The organism is Pectobacterium sp. IFB5596, from assembly GCF_021432585.1.
Lineage (GTDB): Bacteria > Pseudomonadota > Gammaproteobacteria > Enterobacterales > Enterobacteriaceae > Pectobacterium > Pectobacterium punjabense.
Map to the genome: position 1 here is coordinate 372,008 of NZ_LXFY01000012.1, position 21,661 is coordinate 393,668.

The 21,661-nt window shown below is 54.7% G+C and carries 5 protein-coding genes; 4 read left to right on the forward strand and 1 reads right to left on the reverse strand.

Annotation, left to right across the window (positions count from 1 at the left end):
* The first annotated feature begins 569 nt into the window (after positions 1 to 569).
* From A6301_RS11445 to A6301_RS11460, 4 genes are all read left to right on the forward strand, one after another.
* The gene (locus tag A6301_RS11445) at positions 570 to 15,194 is read left to right on the forward strand and encodes an Ig-like domain-containing protein (RefSeq protein ID WP_234257801.1); all 14,625 of its coding nucleotides are present in this window, start codon (positions 570 to 572) and stop codon (positions 15,192 to 15,194) included.
* 136 nt (positions 15,195 to 15,330) lie between these two features.
* Positions 15,331 to 16,743, forward strand: coding sequence for a TolC family outer membrane protein (locus A6301_RS11450; protein ID WP_234257802.1), 1,413 nt, complete (start codon positions 15,331 to 15,333; stop codon positions 16,741 to 16,743).
* A 39-nt stretch (positions 16,744 to 16,782) separates the two neighbouring features.
* Complete coding sequence (locus A6301_RS11455) at positions 16,783 to 18,921, forward strand: type I secretion system permease/ATPase (RefSeq protein WP_107168803.1); 2,139 nt, start codon at positions 16,783 to 16,785, stop codon at positions 18,919 to 18,921.
* Between the two features lie 11 nt (positions 18,922 to 18,932).
* Positions 18,933 to 20,102: an HlyD family type I secretion periplasmic adaptor subunit gene (locus A6301_RS11460; RefSeq protein ID WP_107168802.1), complete on the forward strand. Its 1,170-nt coding sequence runs from the start codon at positions 18,933 to 18,935 to the stop codon at positions 20,100 to 20,102.
* A gap of 93 nt (positions 20,103 to 20,195) precedes the next feature.
* On the opposite strand, the gene A6301_RS11465 is transcribed toward A6301_RS11460, so the two are convergent.
* Positions 20,196 to 21,404, reverse strand: a complete 1,209-nt coding sequence (locus A6301_RS11465) for a glycoside hydrolase family 28 protein (protein ID WP_234257803.1) — start codon at positions 21,402 to 21,404, stop codon at positions 20,196 to 20,198.
* Between the last annotated feature and the right edge of the window lie 257 nt (positions 21,405 to 21,661).

The following is a 21,661-nucleotide window of genomic DNA, read 5'->3' on the forward strand; positions in this document are numbered from 1 at the left end:
AGCAACCATGATTAATAATCATAATTTTTTATAATTTCCCATAGTTACCATCGATAACATTCATATCCCATCGCAAAAAAAACAACAAACACAAACTGATACAATAAATACAAATAAAATCACAATCTTCGCAGTGAGTACCTTGCCTTGTTTTACTCAAACTTGTGCAAAAAACGTCGCGCCGCAACATCCATAACGCTAAGTGATGGTAATTTAACATTATAATTATCGTGGTAATGGTTAAGTAAGGGTATGAGTCCGCTAAGCCATTTAATACGTAAGAATATTTTCATGATTTTTATTTTCAAAACATTTCAAAAAAATTGGATTTTTAGCTAAGCCACACCTATAAATATCAAGAATCGGACAAGTCTTATACCGTATACATTCCCCATGCAAAGGGGATGAAGCACGACTCAATTTAGCCATTCTTACTATTTTTTTCTAAACCAGGTCAGATTTAGCGCTCCTCTTTTTGGTTGCGCATATACCCGTACCTCTCCACACAGCACTCGATCTGCCGGGAGAAGTATTCAGACGATGGTTGCAGATAAGTAAGAGGCTATTTCATGTCAGATATGAATGTTATTGCGGGAAATGCAAATATCCTGTCACGTCATGGTGGTCAGTTCATCAGTGCGGTTCCTCAAGGAGCAACACACGTCGAACTGCTGGAAAGCAGCACTGTCCGGATTCATGGTACACCAGATATGGTGTCTCGCTATGAGCGTGTTGGCAACGATCTTATCTTGCACATGAAAGACGGTACCACCGTCCGTTATGAGAGCTTCTTCACCCTGGATGCTGCGGGCTATCACAGTGAGCTGGTTTTTGATGATGGAACTCGACTGATCCATGCCCAGTTCTCCGGCGCGGCAGCCGCAGAAGGCGCGGCGCTAGCCGGAGAAGCCATTGCCCTTACGCCAGAATACGCCGCACTGGGCGATATGACATCATTACTGATTGGCAGTACCGCCAGCACGCTATCAACAGCTACGCTGGGCAGCGTTCTGGGCGCTGTCGCTCTCGGCGGAGCCGCTGTCGCAGGGGTCGCCGTCGCCGTGGCATCGTCGAGTAATGACGACACCACCACACCGCCACCGCAGCCAGAACCTTTAACTATTGATGCCTTCGCTGGCAATAACGGGCTGAACCGTACAGAAATTGGCCTACCTCATATCCTCAGCGGGAAAACCACTGGCGTCAGCGCGGGGCAAATCGTCACCATCACGTTGAACGGCGTGGTTTACACTACGACTATTGCCGCCGACGGCAGTTGGCAATTTACTCTGCCAGCAGATGCGTTTACCGGACTGGAAGACGGCATTTATGCATTAAAAGTAAGCGTGCCAGGCGCGAATGGTATCATCCACGAAAAAACCCTCGATCTCACTATTGATACCCTGCCTCCGCATTTAACCGTCGATAAATTTACGGGAGATAACTACCTCACCGTAGGAGAACTGGCAAACGGTCAGATTCTTAACGGAACGGGTGAAGTGGGCCAGAATGTCACTATCTCGCTGAATGGCAAAACCTATAGCACCACTATTAATGCTGCGGGTAACTGGACATTAACCGTTCCTGCTGCGGACCTACGTGCGCTGAGCGAAGGCGAACATGCTCTGTCGTTCACGGTTACCGATAACGCCGGCAATATTACCGTGGTCAACCGCACCATTATTGTCGACACCACACCGCCGGAACTCTCTCTGTCACCGTTTACTGGAAACAATTTGCTCACCGCCGACGAACTGCAATCCTCACAGTTTGTCTCCGGTACGGCTTCTCTATCGGATGTAGGACAGACCGTGACAGTCACACTCAACGGCATCACCTACACGACCACCGTAGAGAGCGACGGCGCGTGGAGCGTTTTCATTCCTTCCGGCGATATCCAAACGCTGACCAACGGCACCTACAGTCTGGTAGCGTCGCTGACGGACAAAGCCGGCAACACCACCACACTACCGTCACAAACCATTACGGTAGACACCAGCGCCGAAGCGGTCAACATCAGCATCGTCTCAACAGATGATCGCTTGAATGCCGTGGAAGCGGGACAGCCACTGACGGTCAGCGGGACGACTGCTAACGTTGCCGCAGGTCAAACCGTTACCGTCAGTCTCAACGTCGCAGGGACGATACAAACCTATACCGCAACAACGGGGACAGACGGCACATGGTCGGTGAACATTCCCAGTGCCGATCTGCTTCAACTGTCAGACGGCAGTAACACCATTACTGCCAGCGTAGAAGGAATCAGTGGTAATACCGTTACCGTCAACCATACGCTAGATGTGCACATCAACACGCTTCCGTCCATCACACTGACCCCGCCGTTCAGCGACGGCGTCGTAAATGCAGCCGAAGCGGCGCAGGATCAGATAATCAGTGGAGAAACCGGAATTAGCGGCAGGGGTCAAACCGTCAGCCTGACGATTGGCGGGTATTACGTTGCCGGAACGGTAGATACCAACGGACACTGGACGGTTACGATCCCTAAAGACGTGCTGCAAAACCTGCCATCGGACAACGTTAGCGTACTGGAGGTTGTTGTCCGCGATATTGCAGGCAACGAAACCATTCTGACGCAGAATATCAGCGTGGATACTATTCCTCCCACGCTCACTGTCTCCGCTATCGCACAGGACAATATCCTCAACGGCGCGGAACTGGCGGTCGATCAAGTCATCAGTGGAACGGCATCACTGAGCGAAGCAGGCCGCCCAGTCACCGTTACGCTGAATAACAAACCCTACACCGCCACCGTCGGCAGCGACGGAAACTGGAGTGTCACTCTGCCAACGGCCGATCTAGTGGCTATCGCTGACGGTAGCCAGAATCTGACCGTTACGCTGACTGATGCCGCAGGCAACAGTACAACGGTTACCCGCCCGCTCACCATTGACAGCGGTACAACCACAGCCCCAACTATCAGCATCAATAACTTCGCAGACGACAACGTTATTGACGGCGCGGAAGCCAAAGTCAACCAGCAGTTAAGCGGAACAACAGTCAACGTTGAGGCTGGACAAGTTGTTACCATTAGCCTAAATGGAAAAACCTATCTTGCTACCGTGCAATCCGGGGGAGTTTGGAGCATCAATGTTTCAACTGCGGATATCGCCCTACTGGCAGACGGTGCACACAGTATTAGCGCCAGTGTAAGCAACAAAGCAGGCAACGGAGCAAGCGGAAGCCGAGATATCAGCGTCGATAAATCTGGTGACAGTATTGCCATCAACATCATCGCCAGCGATAACCTGTTAAACCGGGCAGAATCGCTCCAGCCGCTGGCGATCAGCGGCAATACCGCCAATGTTCCTGTGGGACAGACGGTTACCATTACGCTGAATGGGAAAAATTATACCACCACCGTTGCCATTGACGGCAGTTGGACGCTGCAAATCCCCAGTGCCGATCTTCAGCTTCTATCAGACGGCAATGCCACCGTCAGCGCCAGCGTCAATGTGGCTGGCGGTGCCGCAACGGATACGCAGACGCTCGGTGTACATATTCATACTCTGCCTCAACCGACAATTGATCCCCCGTTCGGCAATGGTTCCCTAAACGGTGCAGAGGCGCTGGTCAGCCAGACGATTACTGGTCACACGGGCATCAGCGGTACGGGACAAAGCGTCACCTTGTCTCTCGGCGGTAAGTCTTACACAGGAACGGTTGATACGGCAGGCAACTGGAAAGTCACTGTCCCAGCGGCCGATCTTCAGCAGCTACCAGAAGGTGACAACACGCTGCTGGTCACCGCACAGGATGCCGCAGGCAATCAGGCTGGCCATACGTTTGTCAGCCATACCGATTTCACAGCACCGACCCTGACTATCGGTACAATTGCGGGTGATGACACCATTAATCTGGTGGAATCACAAAGTAATCAGACCGTTAACGGCACCGCTTCGGTGAGCGAAGCGGGCCGCACCGTCATTATCGCTTTTGATGGACAATTTTATACCGGTATTGTTGGCAGCAATGGCAACTGGAGTATTAGTTTACCGACGGCCGCGCTACGCGGTATGGCAGATGGCAGCTACACGCTATCCGCTTCGCTCACTGATTCAGTCGGGAACACGACTAGCGTAGAGAAGTCCGTTACGCTTAGCGCCGATCCAGCATTCCAACCAACCATCTTCGTGGACGCTTTCATCGGTGAGAATAACACGATCACCGCAGCCGACCTTAAAGTCAGCCAGTGGTTAACGGGCTCTAGTTTGAATGTGGAAACGGGTCAGATTGCCACCATTCTCCTCAACAAAAAGTTCTACTTCGCCGCGATCCAGAACGACGGAAAGTGGAGTGTGGAAATTCCGGCTGAGCATATGGCAGAACTTAGCGAGGGAACGGTCTCTATCTCTGCGCAAGTTACTGATATGGCTGGTAACGAAGGGAACCATGAAATCTGGTCCGATGTCGATATTAGCAATGACAGTATCTCCATAAGCATTGTCGCACTTGATAATCAGCTCAATCGTCTCGAAGCATCACAGCCACTAACCATCTCAGGTTCTACGGTCAACGTCACTACGGGAGAAAGCGTTACCGTCACACTCAATGGCAAAACCTACACGGGTACGATTGCCGCAAACGGCAGTTGGAGCGTCACGATCGGCAGCAGCGATCTGCTCGCCTTACCGGATGGCACAGCGACCATTACCGCCAGCGTCGCCAACCCCGGCGATGTTCCTGTAACAGCCAGCCGCAATATTGATATCCACATTAATAATCTGCCACAGCCCACCATTGACCAGCCTTTCGGTGACGGAATACTCAATATCATCGAATCGACCAGCGGGCAGAACCTGACAGGGAAAACCGGAATCAGCGGAGGAGGCCAAAGCGTCATCGTCACGCTGAACGGCAAAACCTATACGGCTACGGTGGATAACCAGGGTAACTGGAGTACGACACTTCCAGCCACCGACCTGCAATCCCTGCTAACCGGCGTACAAACCATCCGCGTAGAAGCGACTGATTCCGCAGGCAACAGCATCGAGAACACCCGTGATATTACCGTCGATATGGTTCGTCCCCTTCTGACGCTGAAACCGCTGACCAGCGACGGTATCATCAACGCAGCCGAAAGTTTGAACGATCAATTGATCTCCGGTAATGCACTACAAGCGGATGCCGGACGCTCCGTTATTGTCACTATCAACAATAAAAATTATCAGGCGCAAATTCAGGCTGACGGCAGTTGGAGTACCCCTATTCCCGCCGCCGACCTCCAGGCATTAGCTGACGGAAGTTATACCGTTACGGCAACATTGACCGGGGCATCCGGTAACAGCACGACCAGCACAGGATCGTTAACGCTGGATGCCAATCCTGCCAACCTGCCTTTGCTCACCGTCAACGCCATCGCACTCAACAACATCATCGATGGTGGTGAAATCCACGTCGCACAAATCATTAGCGGTAGCAGTCTGAATGTCGAAGCGGGGCAGCGCGTTACCGTGACACTCGGCGATAATACCTACACGACAACAGTTGACAGCAACGGCCAATGGCGCGTCAGCGTGCCGTCTGTCGATCTTATCCATCTGGCACAAGGCCCCCATACCGTAACCATTGGCGTCAACGATCTCAGCGGTAACCCGGCAACGCTCAGCCAGACAATTACCGTGAATACCTCGTTGAGCGGTATCGCCATCGATACCGTCGCAGGCGATGACAAACTGAATCAAGCAGAAGCCGCGCAAGATCTCACCGTCAACGGCAGCAGCCAGAACGTGGCTGCTGGCACCGCCGTCACAATCATGCTGAACGGGAAAAGCTACAGTGGGGCGATACAATCAGACGGTTCCTGGAGCATCACCGTGTCTGCGGCGGATGTCAGCGTGCTGGCCGACGGTTCATCAACCCTAACCGTTACCACGGTAGACAACGCGGGGAATATATTAAGCGGTAGCCGTACCATTGATGTATTCACCCACAGTAGCCCGACACTGACGCTGAACACGCCATTCAGCGACGGTATACTCAATGCCGCAGAGGCTGGTGTTATCCAGACGCTCAGCGGTACAACCGGTATCGCCTCACCAGGGCAAACCGTCACCGCCGTACTCGGCGGCGTGACGTACACCGGGATCGTTGATGCGGCAGGTAACTGGACAATTTCTTTGCCTGTGAACAACCTGCAAAACCTGCCGAACGGCACCACAGCCTTGCAGGTTAATGTCAGCGACGCAGCCGGAAACAGCAGTACCTTAACCAGCAATGTTACCGTGGCTCGCACACCGCCTACATTGACGACGGCCAGTTTTGCCACCGACAACATTCTGAATAGCACCGAAGTACTGAGCGATCAGTCGCTAACCGGCACAGCCTCACCCTCCAGTGCGGGACAAACCGTGACGGCTACGCTGAACGGAAAAACCTACAGCGGTACCGTCGGCAATGACGGCACCTGGAGCATCAGTATTCCATCTGCCGATCTGAGCACCTTGTCCGATGGCAGTTACAGCATCGTGACACGTCTGACTGATGTCGCAGGCAATACAGCTACCACGACACAAACTATTGGCGTCGATGCCAACCCACTAAATGCACCCGTCATCACGATTGGTACCTTCGCTGGCAACAACATTATTGACGGTGCAGAAGCGCGAGTCAGCCAAATACTTAGCGGCACCAGTAAAAATGTGGAACAAGGCCAGACGGTGACGATTAGCCTCAATGGCAAGGCGTATACCGCACAGGTTCTGTCAAATGGAAACTGGAGCACCACGATCTCGGATACCGATATGGCGCTGCTGGTTAATGGCAGCCAGACCATTACCGCTAGCGTGAGTGATGCCTCCGGCAATACCGCCACCTCCAGCAGTACCGTCACGATTAATACCAATGCGAGCGGGCTGTCTATTGCGCCAATCACCGGGGATAACCAGCTGAATGTGCAGGAAGCGGCAAACGGCATTACGATTAGCGGCGGTGCCGTCAACGTGGCACCGGGCACGGATGTTAACGTCATATTGAACGGAAAAACCTATACGGCACAAGTGCAACCAGACGGTACCTGGAGTGCAGGTATTCCCTCCATCGACCTGAAAGCGTTGGGCGATGGTGTCATCACGGTGAATGTCACCGCTGTCGATCAGGCAGGTAATGCGCTCGCAGGTACTCAGCAGTTAGGTGTCAGTATCAATAACCCACCAGTCGCAGCGCTGAATATGCCATTTAGCAACGGCTACCTGAACCTGAGTGACGCACAGGCAGGACAGACGCTTTCCGGCACCACAGGCCTGCACGGGGCAGGTCAAACTGTCAGCATCACCGTTGGCACCACGGTCTATTCTGGTACAGTTGACAACAACGGTAGCTGGAGCCTTCAACTGCCACCATCCATGCTGACGACACAAGCAGACGGTCTCCTCACCATTTCCGTTACTGTTAGCGATGCAGCGGGCAACACCTCTACCGTTCAGGGCAGTGCGAACGTGGATTTGACGCCTCCGGTGTTGACCATCAACCCGATCGGCGTCGACGATATCATCAACATCGCAGAAAGCCTGCTACCGCTGCAAATCACAGGGACATCCCCCATCAACGACAGCGGTCGTCCCATCATTGTCAACGTGACTATCAATGGGCAGATCTATCAGGGGCTGGCACAGGCAGATGGTACCTGGAGTGTCACCGTACCCGCAGGTGATCTGCAAAACATGCCGAACGGCATCACGGCTATCACCGCCACCTTGACCGATGCCGCAGGCAATATCGGCACCGTCAGCCATTCGATTACGCTGGATACCGATCCGGCCAAAGCTCCGATCCTGACGATAGCCACACTCTCAACCGATGACTACCTCAACCTGGCAGAATCAGGCCAGCCGTTGACGATCAGCGGCAGCAGCCAGAATGTAGAGCAGGGCCAGCAGGTCACTATCACCCTAAACAGCCAAACCTACCTCGCCACCGTGGGGGCAGATGGCAGTTGGAGCACCACGGTTCCCGCTACGGACGTCGGCAACGTGCCTGACGGCAAGCAAACCGTGAGCGCCAGCGTGACCGACGTAAGCGGCAACCCGGGTTCAACCACCCACTCGATTACCGTCATCACCGATGCCGCCAACCTGCCAAGCATCACGATTGCGACACTGTCGGGTAACGACGTTATCAGCGCACAGAATAGCCAGTCCGATCTGCTCATCTCAGGTTCAACAACGAATGTTTCCGCAGGACAGCGCGTCACGGTGACGTTGGATAGCAAAACGTATCTGGCTACCGTTGGCGCCGATGGCAGTTGGAGCACGACGGTTCCCGCCAGTGATGTGCAAAACCTGCCGCAGGGCAGTCAGAATGTGACGGCAACAGTCAGTGATATTGCACAGAACCCGGCCACGACAACCCATCCGTTTACCGTCGATACCCTCCCACCGCTACTGTCCATCGACATGCTGGTTGATACCAGCGATATCGGGCTGGCGGATGCGCTGGCTGGGCTACCGCTGAGCGGCAAGGCCGAAGCCGGTCTTCAAGTCACCATAAAAGTCGGTACCGCTGTCTATAGTGTTGTTGCTGACAACAACGGCATCTGGCAAATCGCTATTGCGGCGAACGACCTGCTGGCGCTGGGCGACGGCGTGAAAACACTGGCAGCCAGCGTGACCGATGGTGCAGGCAATGCCAGTGCCACCAGTATCGATATCACGCTAAAAACACAGTCGCTTCCAACGCTGACGCTAGATTCTCTCTATGACAACAATGTTCTCACTAGTGCGGAACTGGCAACGGAAACCACCATTGGCGGCAGCTACACCAACCTGCCCGTCGGGACAGCGATTCAGGTCACGATAGGGGCTTACACCGTAACAGGTGTGACCCTCGCGGGAGGACTCTGGAGCGCCACTATTCCAGCCAATGCGCTTAGCATACTGGCAGATGGTAACGTTCAGGTCAGCGCAACGGTCACTGACAGCGCAGGCAATACCGGTAGTGCCAGCGGCGCTCTGGACGTTGTCATCCACACTAATTTCTCCATCAGTATCACTCCACCGTTTGTTGACGGGGTGCTCAATCAGGCAGAAAGCACTGTGGATCAACTGCTGACAGGCACAACGGGGCTCCTCGATCCTGGTCAGAGCGTGTCTGTCTCGATCACCAACGGCACGCTAACCCACACCTACAGCGCCACCGTTGCCGCCAATGGCCAGTGGAATGTGACATTGCTTGCTGCCGATTTGACTTCACTCGGTGACGGCACACACACCATCAACGTGACCGTGACTGACCACGCAGGCAATACGGGAACAGGCAGCGACACGTTCACCAGCGTGATTGTCGGCGTGCCTGTCGCTACACTGGACACGCCGTTCGGCGATGGCAAACTGAGTCTGGCGGATGCGCTACCGGGCGCGACACTATCTGGACAAACAGGGCTTACCAGTAATGTGGGGCAAACCGTGTCGGTCAGCATCAACGGCACGAACGTTCCTGCGACGGTCAATGCCGACGGCAGTTGGACGCTGTCTCTGGCTAGTCAGACGCTGATCGACCTGCCGGATGGTACGGTGAATTTCACCGTAATTGTGGCCGACTCTGCGGGTAACACCAGTACCACAACAGCCACGGCGAGTGTGCTGACCACCACCCTGCCTGCGGCAACATTGGATCTGCCGTTTGGTGACGGAATCCTTAACGCCACTGAAATTCAGGCCATTCAGACCTTAACCGGTAAAACCGGTATTACCAGCGCGGGTCAGGAAGTCATCGTTACCGTGACCAATAAAACTACGCTGGCAGACACCACCTTTACCGCCACCGCTGACGGGCTCGGTGGCTGGTCCAGAGAGCTGTCGCCTGCCGATTTAGCCATCTTCACCGAAGGCAATTACAGCATTAGCGTCAAGGTCACCGACTGGGTGGGTAACACCAATACCAGCACCTCGCTCGATGTCAGTTCAGCGCAGACGCTGCCAGCCCCTCTTATTGATGTCGTCCCCTTTGGTATCGATAATATTCTGAGCAGTGCCGAGGCAGCCTCTGCGCTCACCTTCTCTGGCCGTACGCAGGTTGGCGGTAGTGGACAAGGTGTAAAACTGGAGATTGACCTCAACGGTATTCGCTACACCGCAACAGTGGATAATGCGGGCAACTGGTCCGTTACACTGCCGCCGAATGCGTTGAACTCATTGGTCGACGGCCAGCATACCATCACGGTAACCGCCGTTGATGCGGCGGGCAACGTAGGCTCAGCACCGATCGCCTTTACCAGCGATCTCACTCCACCAGCCATTACGCTGAATACGCCGTTTGACGATGGTTATCTGAGTATCGCTGAAGCTGCAACGCTGGCGGGCAGAACGTTAAGCGGTAACGCAGGTGACGCGGTGAGTGTGAACGTCACATTTGGAGGGCAACCGCTTGTCGTACAGTTGATGAGTGGAGGCATGTGGACCGCAACGCTCACGCCCGCTCAACTTGCCGATCTTGCCGACGGTACACACAATATCAGCATTACGGCAGCGGACAGTCTGGGTAACAGCGCCACGTTGAATTCTCAGGCCATTCTCGCCGTGAAAGTTGCCCCCACTGTCTCCATTACTGCTTTCGCTGGTCTGGACGGCCTTGACTATACCGAAAGCCGGACGACACAGACGGTCAGCGGCACCTCGACCGGGCTGGAGGTCGGGCAAAACGTGACAGTCAGGCTGAATAGTATCGACTACATCACGAAAGTGCTCGCCGATGGTACATGGAGCGTTAATCTCCCCTCTTCTGCATTACAAGCCCTGATGAACACGGCGTATACCATTACCGCCGATGCGACAGATAAAGCGGGCAATCCGGCAGCGCAAGCCAGTGAAGGATTCAATGTCAACTTGACGCCACCGCCAATGACGATGGTGATCGACCCCATCGCAGGTGACGATATTATCAACGCGGCTGAGATAAACGGTAATGTCACCATATCCGGACAAGTTACTAATATTCCGCCCATGACCCCAATAACCGTGTTAATTGGGGGAATCCCGCTCTTCACCACGACCAATGCCAGTGGCGTATGGGAAATCACCATTTCCGCCAGTACTTACTTCACAACAAACGGTGATACTAGTGTCACGGCAAGCGTGACGGCAGCCCCGACAATAAACAGCACCAAAACGGTACTGGTCGATACGGTAGCCCCTACACTGGACATCGTCACCTTTGCCTCGGACAACGTGCTCAACGCCACGGAAATGAGTACGGCACAGGCGATTACCGGTACAGCATCGGTCGAAGATGCCGGGCAAATCGTTTCGATTAGCCTGAATGGAAAAACCTACAGCGCGCAGGTTTCCGCAACAGGTGCCTGGAGTGTCAATGTTCCCGCCGCCGATTTGTCACAGTTAGCCGATGGCAGTTACACCATTACGGCAACCCTCGCCGATAAAGCGGGAAATACCACAACGGATACGCAGGTCGTTACCGTCGATACCACCATTCCGCTACTCAGCGTCACGCTGTTCGATGACAATATTCTGACGCTGGCTGAGGCGCTAGCTGGCGGAGCGATTAAAGGGACAGGCGAAATAGGTGCCACCGTGACGCTAACCGCAGGGCCGTTAGTCGGCACGACCACCGTCGGCCCTGACGGAACCTGGACGATCCCCGTGCTGTCTGTTGATTTGCAAAGCCTAACAGACGGTGCACAGGTCATCGGCGTAACGCTGACCGATACCTCCGGCAACACCACACACGTTGATGCCACGCTGGACGTCGCGCTGAACCAGACGCTCGGTGCCGGTATCAATAATATCTTCGGTAACGATGGCATCCTCAACCTGGCTGAATCACTGGTGACGCAGGTCATCAGCGGTAACGCAACGGGCAACTACCTGGGGGCGAAAGTCCAGGTCACCGTGCTGGGCAATACGGTGGAAGGCACCGTGGGCGCCAACGGTGCCTGGAGCGTCGCGCTTGCTCCAAATCTGTTTACCGGCCTGAGTAACGGCTTGTTGGCAGTTAACGTTGATATTGTCGACTCGCACGGCAACGTGAAAAACCAGTTGATCAACATCGACGTATTGAAATCCCTACCAGTCATTGATTCTGTTTTGGCCTTCACCGATGGCGCGCTGAATGCGGCCGATGTCGTGACTAGCCAGATTATCAGCGGTATCGTTAGCGGCGGCAGCGTGGCACTAGGGGCGACGGTCAGTGTGACGCTGGGTACCAAGCTTTACACTGGGATTACCGTCGGTGCAGGCGGAGCCTGGAGCCTGTCAGTGCCTGCCCTCGACTTGCAGGCCTTGCAGGATGGCACCCTGGCACTGGGTGTTACCGTCACCGATCATGCGGGCAACACCGCCAACCAGATCGTTAACGTGCCAACGATCATCAAAAATCTACCGAGCATTACGCTTAATCCGGTCTTTGGCGATAGTCTGCTGAATCTGAGCGACCTGCTGGTCAATCAAACCCTGAGCGGCACGGCCACCGGTCTGGCAGGCAGAACCATTACGCTGAGCATTGCGGGTTCACAAATCGCCACGGCCGCTGTCGGCACAGATGGCAAATGGAGCGTTGCCGTCACCCCAAGCGTGCTGGGCATCCTGCAAGGTCTGGGTAGCGGTGATTTCACCGTAGCCGCGACCGCGACAGACAGCGTAGGCAATACCGCCAACGGCAGTGCCGGCATCAAGTTCGATTTTGCCCAGCCAGTGATTACGCTGAACCCGGTCTTTGGCGGCGATGGCTTCCTTAATGCAGCAGAAGCTGTGGTAGCACAAATAATCGGCGGCACCGTCACCAATGCCGGTGTGGGATCGCAGGTTACCGTGACTCTGGGCAGTAAAACGTTCCTGTCGACCGTCGGCGCGGGCGGCGTGTTCAGCCTGACGCTGCAACCATCCGATCTTAGCGCACTGGTAGATGGCAGCGCGACGCTTGGCGTCTCCGTCACCAACGCCTCCGGCAACATTGGCACGGTCAATAATGCCATCAACATCATTGCCAAAAACTTGCCAACGATTAGTCTTGGTTCGTTGTTTGGTGGCGATGGTTTCCTCAATGCCGCAGAGGCCGCGCTGACACAGACGATTAGCGGCACCACCACCAATGCGATTGCAGGATCGTCGGTGGTGATTCGCATCGGATCGCTGACGTTGAACGCCACCGTTGGTAATGACGGCACCTGGACCACCAGCGTAACGCCATTGCAACTGTCCAGCCTGACCAACGGCAATCTCACCGTCAGTGCGACGGTGACCGATCCGGCAGGCAACAGCAATGGCATCAGTACCGGACTCAATGTCTCCATATTGCCGCCAACCATCACCCTTAATCCGTTGTTCAACGGTGGCGTACTGGATCTCACCAGCCTGTTGAGCGCACAAACCATCAGTGGGACAACGGCCAATGTGGCAGCCGGTACAGCGATCAACGTCACGTTAGGCAGTAAAACCTATACCACGACGATTGGCGCGAACGGCGGTTGGAGCCTGCCGATCCCAAGCCTCGACCTGAAAGCCCTCACCGATGGCGTGACTAACGTTAGCGTCCGGCTGGTAGATGCGGCGGGTAACGTAGGTCAGAGTACGGGGGCCTTGAACGTGGCGATTAACGCCCAGCCAACGCTGACGCTCAATTCACTCTTTGGCGGTGACGGCCTGCTGAATGCAGTCGAGGCTGCGGCGGGGCAGATTATCAGCGGCACCAGTACCAATGCGGTAGGTTCGACCATCCAGATCTCGTTGGGAGCCAAGACCTACTCTGCCGTGGTGCAAAGCAATGGCAACTGGTCTGTGAGTCTGCCTTCACTCGATCTCAACAATTTGACTGACGGCACGCTCTCCCTCAGCGCCTCTCTGACCAACGCGGCAGGAAAAAGTGCCAGTGCCGGGGTTTCGGTCGGCGTGGGCGTCCACGCGTTGCCAACGGTCAACCTGGGCTCTCTGTTTGGCGGGGACGGCTACCTGAATCTGGCCGAAGCGGGCATCAACCAGATCATCAGCGGAACAACGACCAACGCAGCTGGCGGTAGCGTCACACTGACCGTAGGTGGACTGGTGCTCAATGCAGCCGTCGCCAGCAATGGTACCTGGAGCATCAGCGTGCCGAGCGCCAATTTGCTCAACATCGCCGATGGCAATTTGACCGTGGGCGTCACCGTCGCTGACCGCTATGGAAACACCAACAGCACCAGCAGCAACGTCATCGTGAAAACGCACCAGTTGCCGCAGTTGGGTATTGATGCGGTCGGGTCACTGATTGGCAACACCGTCGGCCTGTTGGCAAATGGCATCACCGTCAGCGGGACATCTCGCTATGTGCAACAAGGTGCCAAGGTGACCGTCACCCTGCTCGGCCAAACGCTACAAGGCACCGTGGGTGCCGATGGCAAGTGGAGCGCGAATTTCAGCAGCTCACTATTGGGTATCAACGTTTTCAACGTGGGGGCAATCTTGACCGCGCTGTTGGGAACAGCGGTAGAAGCTTCTGTTACCGATCAGGCAGGTAACTTCACCGGGGTATCCGCCGGATTAACGTCCGGTATCTCACTCGGCTTACCGCTGATGAGCATGATGGCGCTGGATACGGACGATAGCAGCCTTGCTCAGGTGTCCTCGCTGTCCAGTGAACAGCTTGATACTGGGGAAAGTACCGATGTGCAATCCCTCCATGTCAGCTCGAAAATGGCGGCGGCCATGCTCAGCGAGACACAAACCATCGACAATAACGCCAGCACTGAAGTTGAAAACAGCGTGTATGCCATTGGCGGCGTTGTCATCAATCTGGCTGACGGCAACGTGCAGACCGGGGCAGAGATCACAGGCAGCGAGGGCGATGACCTTATCACCCTCTCAAGTCTCGATTTCACACACATCGACGGCGGTGACGGCATCGATACCCTGCTTCTCGATGGCACCTCGCTCAATCTGGATCTCACCGCGCTGGGGCTGAAAATCGACAACGTAGAGATCTTCGATTTAGGCCAAAACGGCACCAACAGCATCACGTTGGATCTTGACCGCGCCCTGAATGTCACCGATCGCCCCGAAGATGACCTGCTGATTGTCGGAGGAGAAGGCAGCAAGGTGAACCTGATCCCCGGCGATGGTGCCTGGAGCACGGTAGGACAGCGCGACATTGACGGGCAACACTTTGATGTCTACCACCATTCATCGCTGGATAGCGCCAACAGCCTGGGAGATGTACTGGTGCAGCAAGGCCTGCTCGTCAATATGGTGTAACGGTGTTAACGCCTCCCCCTACCAAGGGGGAGGCGTTGAGAGGAGGTCAGTTAGGGAAAAACAACCACTGTTACTAACAGGCTGGCCGCCCTTTTAAAGGAACTAAAACAGACAGTAATGAAAACAGGGGCAATTGATGCACAAACCATTTTTTATCAGGGGCATGTTTTTTCCGCGCAATCGCGCTTTTTTTACTCACACACCGCGTTATGTGCTGGCACTCGGGCTAGCCTGTGCGGGCTTTTCCTCCCTCTATAGCCCACCGACATTCGCTCAGGCCGTCGCATTTGACTGGTCCGCCGCACCGACAGAACAACAGGTCAACAGCCTGGATCTCAAACAGGCTATTCTCCGTGCATTTGCCCGCAACCCACAAATCGCCCAGGCTGCCGCACAAATTCGCGTTGGCGACGCCGATCTGCGCGTGGCGCAAAGCGCCTGGTTCCCGCAAATCGGCCTGAGTGGCAATGTCGGCCGTTCAGATCAAAGTGATACCAGCGGCACGATGAGCAACAGCGCCACTGCGGGCATCACGCTGAAACAGCTCCTGTACGATTTCGGCAAGACAGGCGGCAGTATTGATGAGCAACACAGCCTGTCCGATGCCTATCGCTACCAGCTCTACGGTGTCATGACCACAGTCGGCCAGCAAACCCTGCTCACCTACCTGAAAGTCAAACGCTATCAGGAACTAAACCAGGCAGCGGAGCGCAATATCGTCTCACTTAGCGTGGTCAAAGATACCGCCACGCTCCGCTCCGAGGCGGGTCTCAGTACGCAATCCGACATCCTGCAAGCCGAAACCCGCATCGCAGGCATGAGGGCGACGCTGGAACAATATCGTGCGCTGGAGCGCTCTTCGCTGGCGCAGCTCAGCGTGTTGACTGGCGTAATCCCCACTACCCTGCCCGATCTGCCACGGGCGCTGCTGCAACAAAAGATTACGCTCAAAGCGCTGCCCTACCAACAGAGTAATGCGGTACTGAGCGCCCAGTCCAAACAGGAAGCCTCGCGCCACCGCATTCGTCAGGCGGAAGCCCAGCACTGGCCGACTATTGCCGTGCAGGCAGGGCGTACCCGCTATAAAACCGACCGGCGTAATTACTGGGACGATCAGCTACAGCTGGTTGTGGAAGCCCCGCTGTATCAGGGCGGTGCCGTCAGCGCACGCGTTGATGCGGCATCAGGTACACGAGAGGCCGCACAGGCCGAAGTCGAAGCAGCAAAGCTGGATATGAACCAGAAAGCGGCAACGGCCTACGCCGATCTCATCGGTGCGCAGCAGCGTGAAAAAGCCAGCCAGCAGCAAATCACCAGCGCAACCTACACCCGCAACGTTTATCAGGATGAATACAAACTCAGCAAACGCAGCCTGAACGACCTGCTTAGCGTTGAACAAGACGTGCTACAGGCCGACACCTCACGCATCGGTGCGTTATACGACGGTTGGGAGGCTGCGGTTAACTACGCCGCCGCCGTCGATAATCTGCTGGATATGCTGGGCATTGAACGTTATCAAGCCAGTGGCGAGACGCTACCGTCGCTGTAAGCCGGCTCGCCTGTCGGGTAAGAACATGCAGGAATATCAATGACACAAGTAACCAACACTGAGATCTGGATTGCCGCCATGGCGCGTGCCGCTGCACACTACGGGCAGGTGGTCGATATCCCGTCAGTACGCCAGCAAATGCGCTGGTACGAACAGCTCCCCATCGCCCGCCAGTTAGAACAAATCAGCCACCTGATGGGATTAACCATCAGCCTGCGGCACACGGAGAAAATCCGCTGGCGCAACAAGATGTTACCGGTACTGGCGGAAACTGACGACGGCAGCGTCATCGTCATCGAATCATTGAATGACGAGGGGATCGCCACCTACTGGCTGAATGACGGCGGTGATCTTCGGCGTGAAGCCGAACTGGCTGAACTCATTAAACACAGCCAGGGCATTATCGTGCTGGTCGGCATAGCCGAGCGTGGCCGCGATACCCGCATTGATGATTTCGTCAAGCCGTACCGCAAACACTGGTTCTGGCAGCACTTTCGCGGCGCAAAACGGCAGATCGGAGAAATCTCTCTTGCGTCTATCGTGGGTAACGTTCTGGCGCTGGCGGGGATTTTGTTCTCCATGCAGGTGTATGACCGCGTCATTCCGGCACAGTCGATCCCCACGCTGTGGGTGCTGTTTTTCGGCGTGCTGCTGGCTGCCGCATTAGAATATGCTATCCGTCTGTCACGCACCGTCGTCTCCGATTTGATGGGCAAAAGCATCGATTTGCACGTATCGGGTATGCTGTTTGCCCGCGCGCTGGCGATTAAAAATGAGGCCAGGCCAAAATCCACCGGCTCGTTTATTTCACAACTGCGGGAAATCGATCAGGTACGTGAATTGCTGACCTCTACGACCGTCGGCGCAGCAGCCGACATGCCGTTTGTCTTTCTGTTTCTCGGCATCATGGCGATGATCGGCGGTCCACTGGTGCTGATCCCGATGCTGGCGATCCCGCTGATTGTGATCCCCGGCCTGATGCTGCAATGGCCAATGGCGAAGCTCGCCAAGGAAGGCATGCGCGAAAGCGCCTTACGCAATGCGGTGCTGGTCGAGTCCATTGAAGGTATTGAGGATATCAAAGCGTTACAGGCTGAACCCTACTTCCAGCGCCAGTGGGAACAGACACACGACGTCAGCGCAGCTATCGGGATGAAGCAACGCGTCTGGGGGGCACGGCTCAGCGGCTGGGCGTCGACCGTCCAGCAGCTAACCTATGCCGGGATGCTAGTATTCGGAAGCTATCTGGTGCTCGCGGGCGATATCACCACCGGTACGCTCGTAGCCTGTAGTCTGCTGTCTTCACGTACTATCGCCCCGCTCATGCAGCTCACAATGGTCTTTTCCCGCTGGCAGCACGCCAAAACCGCCATGACCGGGCTGGATGACATTCTGCAAAAGCCGCTGGATCGGCCAGAAGACGGAAAAATGGCGCACTGCCCAATCCTGCAAGGGCATTTCCAGCTCCACAACGTACAGTACAGCTACGATCCTGAACAGGGCGACACCGCCTTGCAGATCGGGAAACTGGACATCAAGCCGGGTGAAAAAGTGGCGCTGCTGGGTAAGGTCGGTGCGGGTAAATCCACCCTGCTCAAGCTGCTTGCCAGCCAGGCAACCGCGACGCGTGGCAAGGTCATCATTGATGGCGTCGACATCAGCCAGATCGATCCGGCAGACGTTCGCCGCCAGTTGGGTTTTCTGTCGCAGGATTCCCGCCTGTTCTTCGGCAGCCTGCGGCAAAACCTGATGCTCGGCAACCCGCATGCCACCGAACAGGAGCTGTTACAGGCGCTGCGCATTAGCGGCGCGCTCAGCCTGATCCAACAGGACGCCGCCAGTCTGGATCGCATTATTCATGAAGGCGGTCGCGGCTTATCCGGCGGGCAGCGGCAAATGATCCTGCTCAGCCGGATGCTGCTACGTAATCCTCAGATTGTGCTGCTCGATGAACCGACCGCATCCATGGACGAGCAGTTGGAAGGCCACGTTATTCACCAGTTAAGCAGCTGGCTCACGGGTCGCACGCTGGTGCTGGTGACGCACCGCCCGGCGTTGCTCAGGCTGGTTGACCGCGTGATCGTCATGGATGGTGGGCGCATCGTGGCAGACGGCCCGCGTGACCAGATTTTGAAGGCCATCAGCAAACCGGCAGAGAGCGCACAGAGCGTGGCGTAAGGAGAAACACAATGAGCAGCATCACCATCCATGATGACCTGAAACGCCAGGGTCGACGCGTTTCCGTCATTATCTGGCTCAGCCTGCTAGGGCTGGTCGTGTTTTTTGTCTGGGCCACCTTTGCCGTGCTGGATGAAGTGTCAGTCGGAACCGGCAAGGTGACACCCTCGACTCGCGCCCAGGTGATTGAAAGTCTGGACGGCGGGATCATCGGTCAGCTGTATGTACAACAGGGTAATGTTGTCGAAAAGGGACAGGTGTTGGCGCAGTTGGACATCAACCGCTTTCAGTCCGTCTACGGCGAAGCCTTCTCCCGTGTACAGACGTTACAGGCGTCTGCTGAACGCCTGCACGCCGAACTCAGCGGTGCACCGCTAAAATTCAGCGCGGAAACCCTGAAAGAGCCCGCGCTGGCAGCACGTGAACGTCAGCTTTATGAATCACGCCTGCGCAATCGCGATGAAACCATCGCCAACCTGCAACAGTCGATGCGACTGGTCGAGCAGGAGCTGCGCATGACGGAGCCGCTGGTGCAGCGCGGGGCCGCCAGCGCCGTCGAGGTCATTCGGTTACGCCGCCAGATTAGCGAAATCCGTGGCAAAATCGACGAAGCCAGCAACCAGTATGCGGTGCGGGCAAGGGAAGAACAGGTTAAAAACAACGCCGATTTGGAAGCACAAAGGGAAGTGGTCAGCGGAAAAGCCGACCAGCTCAAGCGTGCCACTATCACATCACCCGTGCGCGGCATTGTGAAAGACATTCAGGTCACAACTGTCGGCGGCGTGCTGCAACCGGGCGGCAAGCTGATGGAGATCGTACCGCTGGAAGATCAATTGCTGATCGAAACCCGCATCAACCCACGCGATATTGCCTATATCCGACCGGGTTTACCGGCCACGGTAAAAATTACCGCCTATGATTCGTCCATCTACGGCAACTTAACGGGCGAAGTCGAAAGCGTGTCGCCGGATACCCTTCAGGACGAAGTCAGGCGCGACCAGTTTTATTATCGGGTCTATGTGCGAACCACACAGGCGGAGTTGGCCAACAAAGCTGGGGAAAAATTCCCTATCGTGCCCGGTATGGTCGCCAGCGTGGAGATAAGAACGGGCCAGAAAAGCGTGCTGGACTATCTGATTAAACCGCTGAACAAGGTTAATGAAGCACTGCGTGAACGTTAAACTCACGCATGGTAGAACGAGCGTAATTGACAAACAACAGCGCCACCGGTTTCCCGTGCGGCGCTGTAATGACAAAACAACGTAGTAATCAAACTACTTCTTAACGGTAACGTTCTTGATTTGCCATGTGCTGTCGCTCGTCAGTTTGACATTCTTCATCGTCACTTCTATCGGCTTTTTGGCATTCTCACCGTTCAGCACCACAACGCCCTTGGTTTCAGACGTCACATCTTTAAACGTAATGTCACTCCAGTCTGGGACATTGCTTCCTTCTTTTTTCTCATACACCGTATCAATCACGATCGGTTTCGCCACATTTTTCATCACGACATTGCTATACCGAACACCATTAACTACACCGGCAGCGGATTTGTCGCTTTTAATGCGTAAGCCGTTGGTCGTGCCGTTCATCTTCAAATCATCGACCGTGACGTTATAAACCCCCATGGTTTCACTGCCGATCGACATACCATGTCCAGTGCCAAAGTCGTTATGAAGGATGGAGATATTGCGCGTCTCCGCCCGACCTTTATAGGCTTTGATCGCGACGTTATCGTCACCCGTCGAAATATTGCTGTAGGCGATGGTGATATTTTTTGATGACATCGGATCGATACCGTCGGTATTTCTGGCGGTAGATGGCGTTTTGATCGTGGTTTTCCACGCGGTGAAACCATCACCATCGCTGAACACCACATGGAAATTCGGGGAATTAATGAGAGAAATGTTATACAGCGTAAAATTCTTACTCTTATTAATCTGAATCAGACGAGGGGTATTCTGTTTTAATTTTTTCACTTTGGCATCGGCAGCCAGTTCCCACCAGCTCACCTTTTTGTCCTGAAGTTTCACGCCCCCTTGCCCATCAATGGTGCCCGGACCATAGATTCCGCTGTTTGTCGTACTGATAGCGGTAATAAAGGCATCACAGCCTTTACCGTTTTTATCAACCACACCACAGGACGACGGCGCGTTTTCAAAAGACTTGGCGTTATTCACAGCCCGTAGGGTCACCCCTTTGTCGATTACCAAGCTGACGCCCGAAGGCAGCGAAAGTGGACCGCTGAGAAAGACGGAAGAACTTCCCGCGCTCAATCTTACCGCTTTTCCTTGATCACAATTATTCATTGCTTTTTGAATAACACTGGTTGCCGTACTGCTGTCCGCTTTAAGCACCGTACAAGAAGACGGTGCTTTCGGCTCGCTCACCGTTCGTGAGTCAGAAGCAAATGCCGATGCGCTAAACAGGCCGATAAGGCCCAGTGATAATGATAAAACTCGCTTGCCTGATTGATATTCCATGTCAAACCTTACCTTATAGATATCCGCAACGTTATTGTGGCTAAAAAGGAACTCCATTTCCCTTTGGATTAATAAGAAAAATAAAACGCCTTTATAGAAACTAAAAATTGTCGAACATGCATATGTAGATTAATAAAAAGTCCATTTACATAAAAATTTGCCTATTTTTTAGAAAAGGCATTCTTTTTCATGCGTGATTAAATTATCACCAGAAAATTAAATGAAGTATCAACAGAACGTGGAAACAAACCGAATCC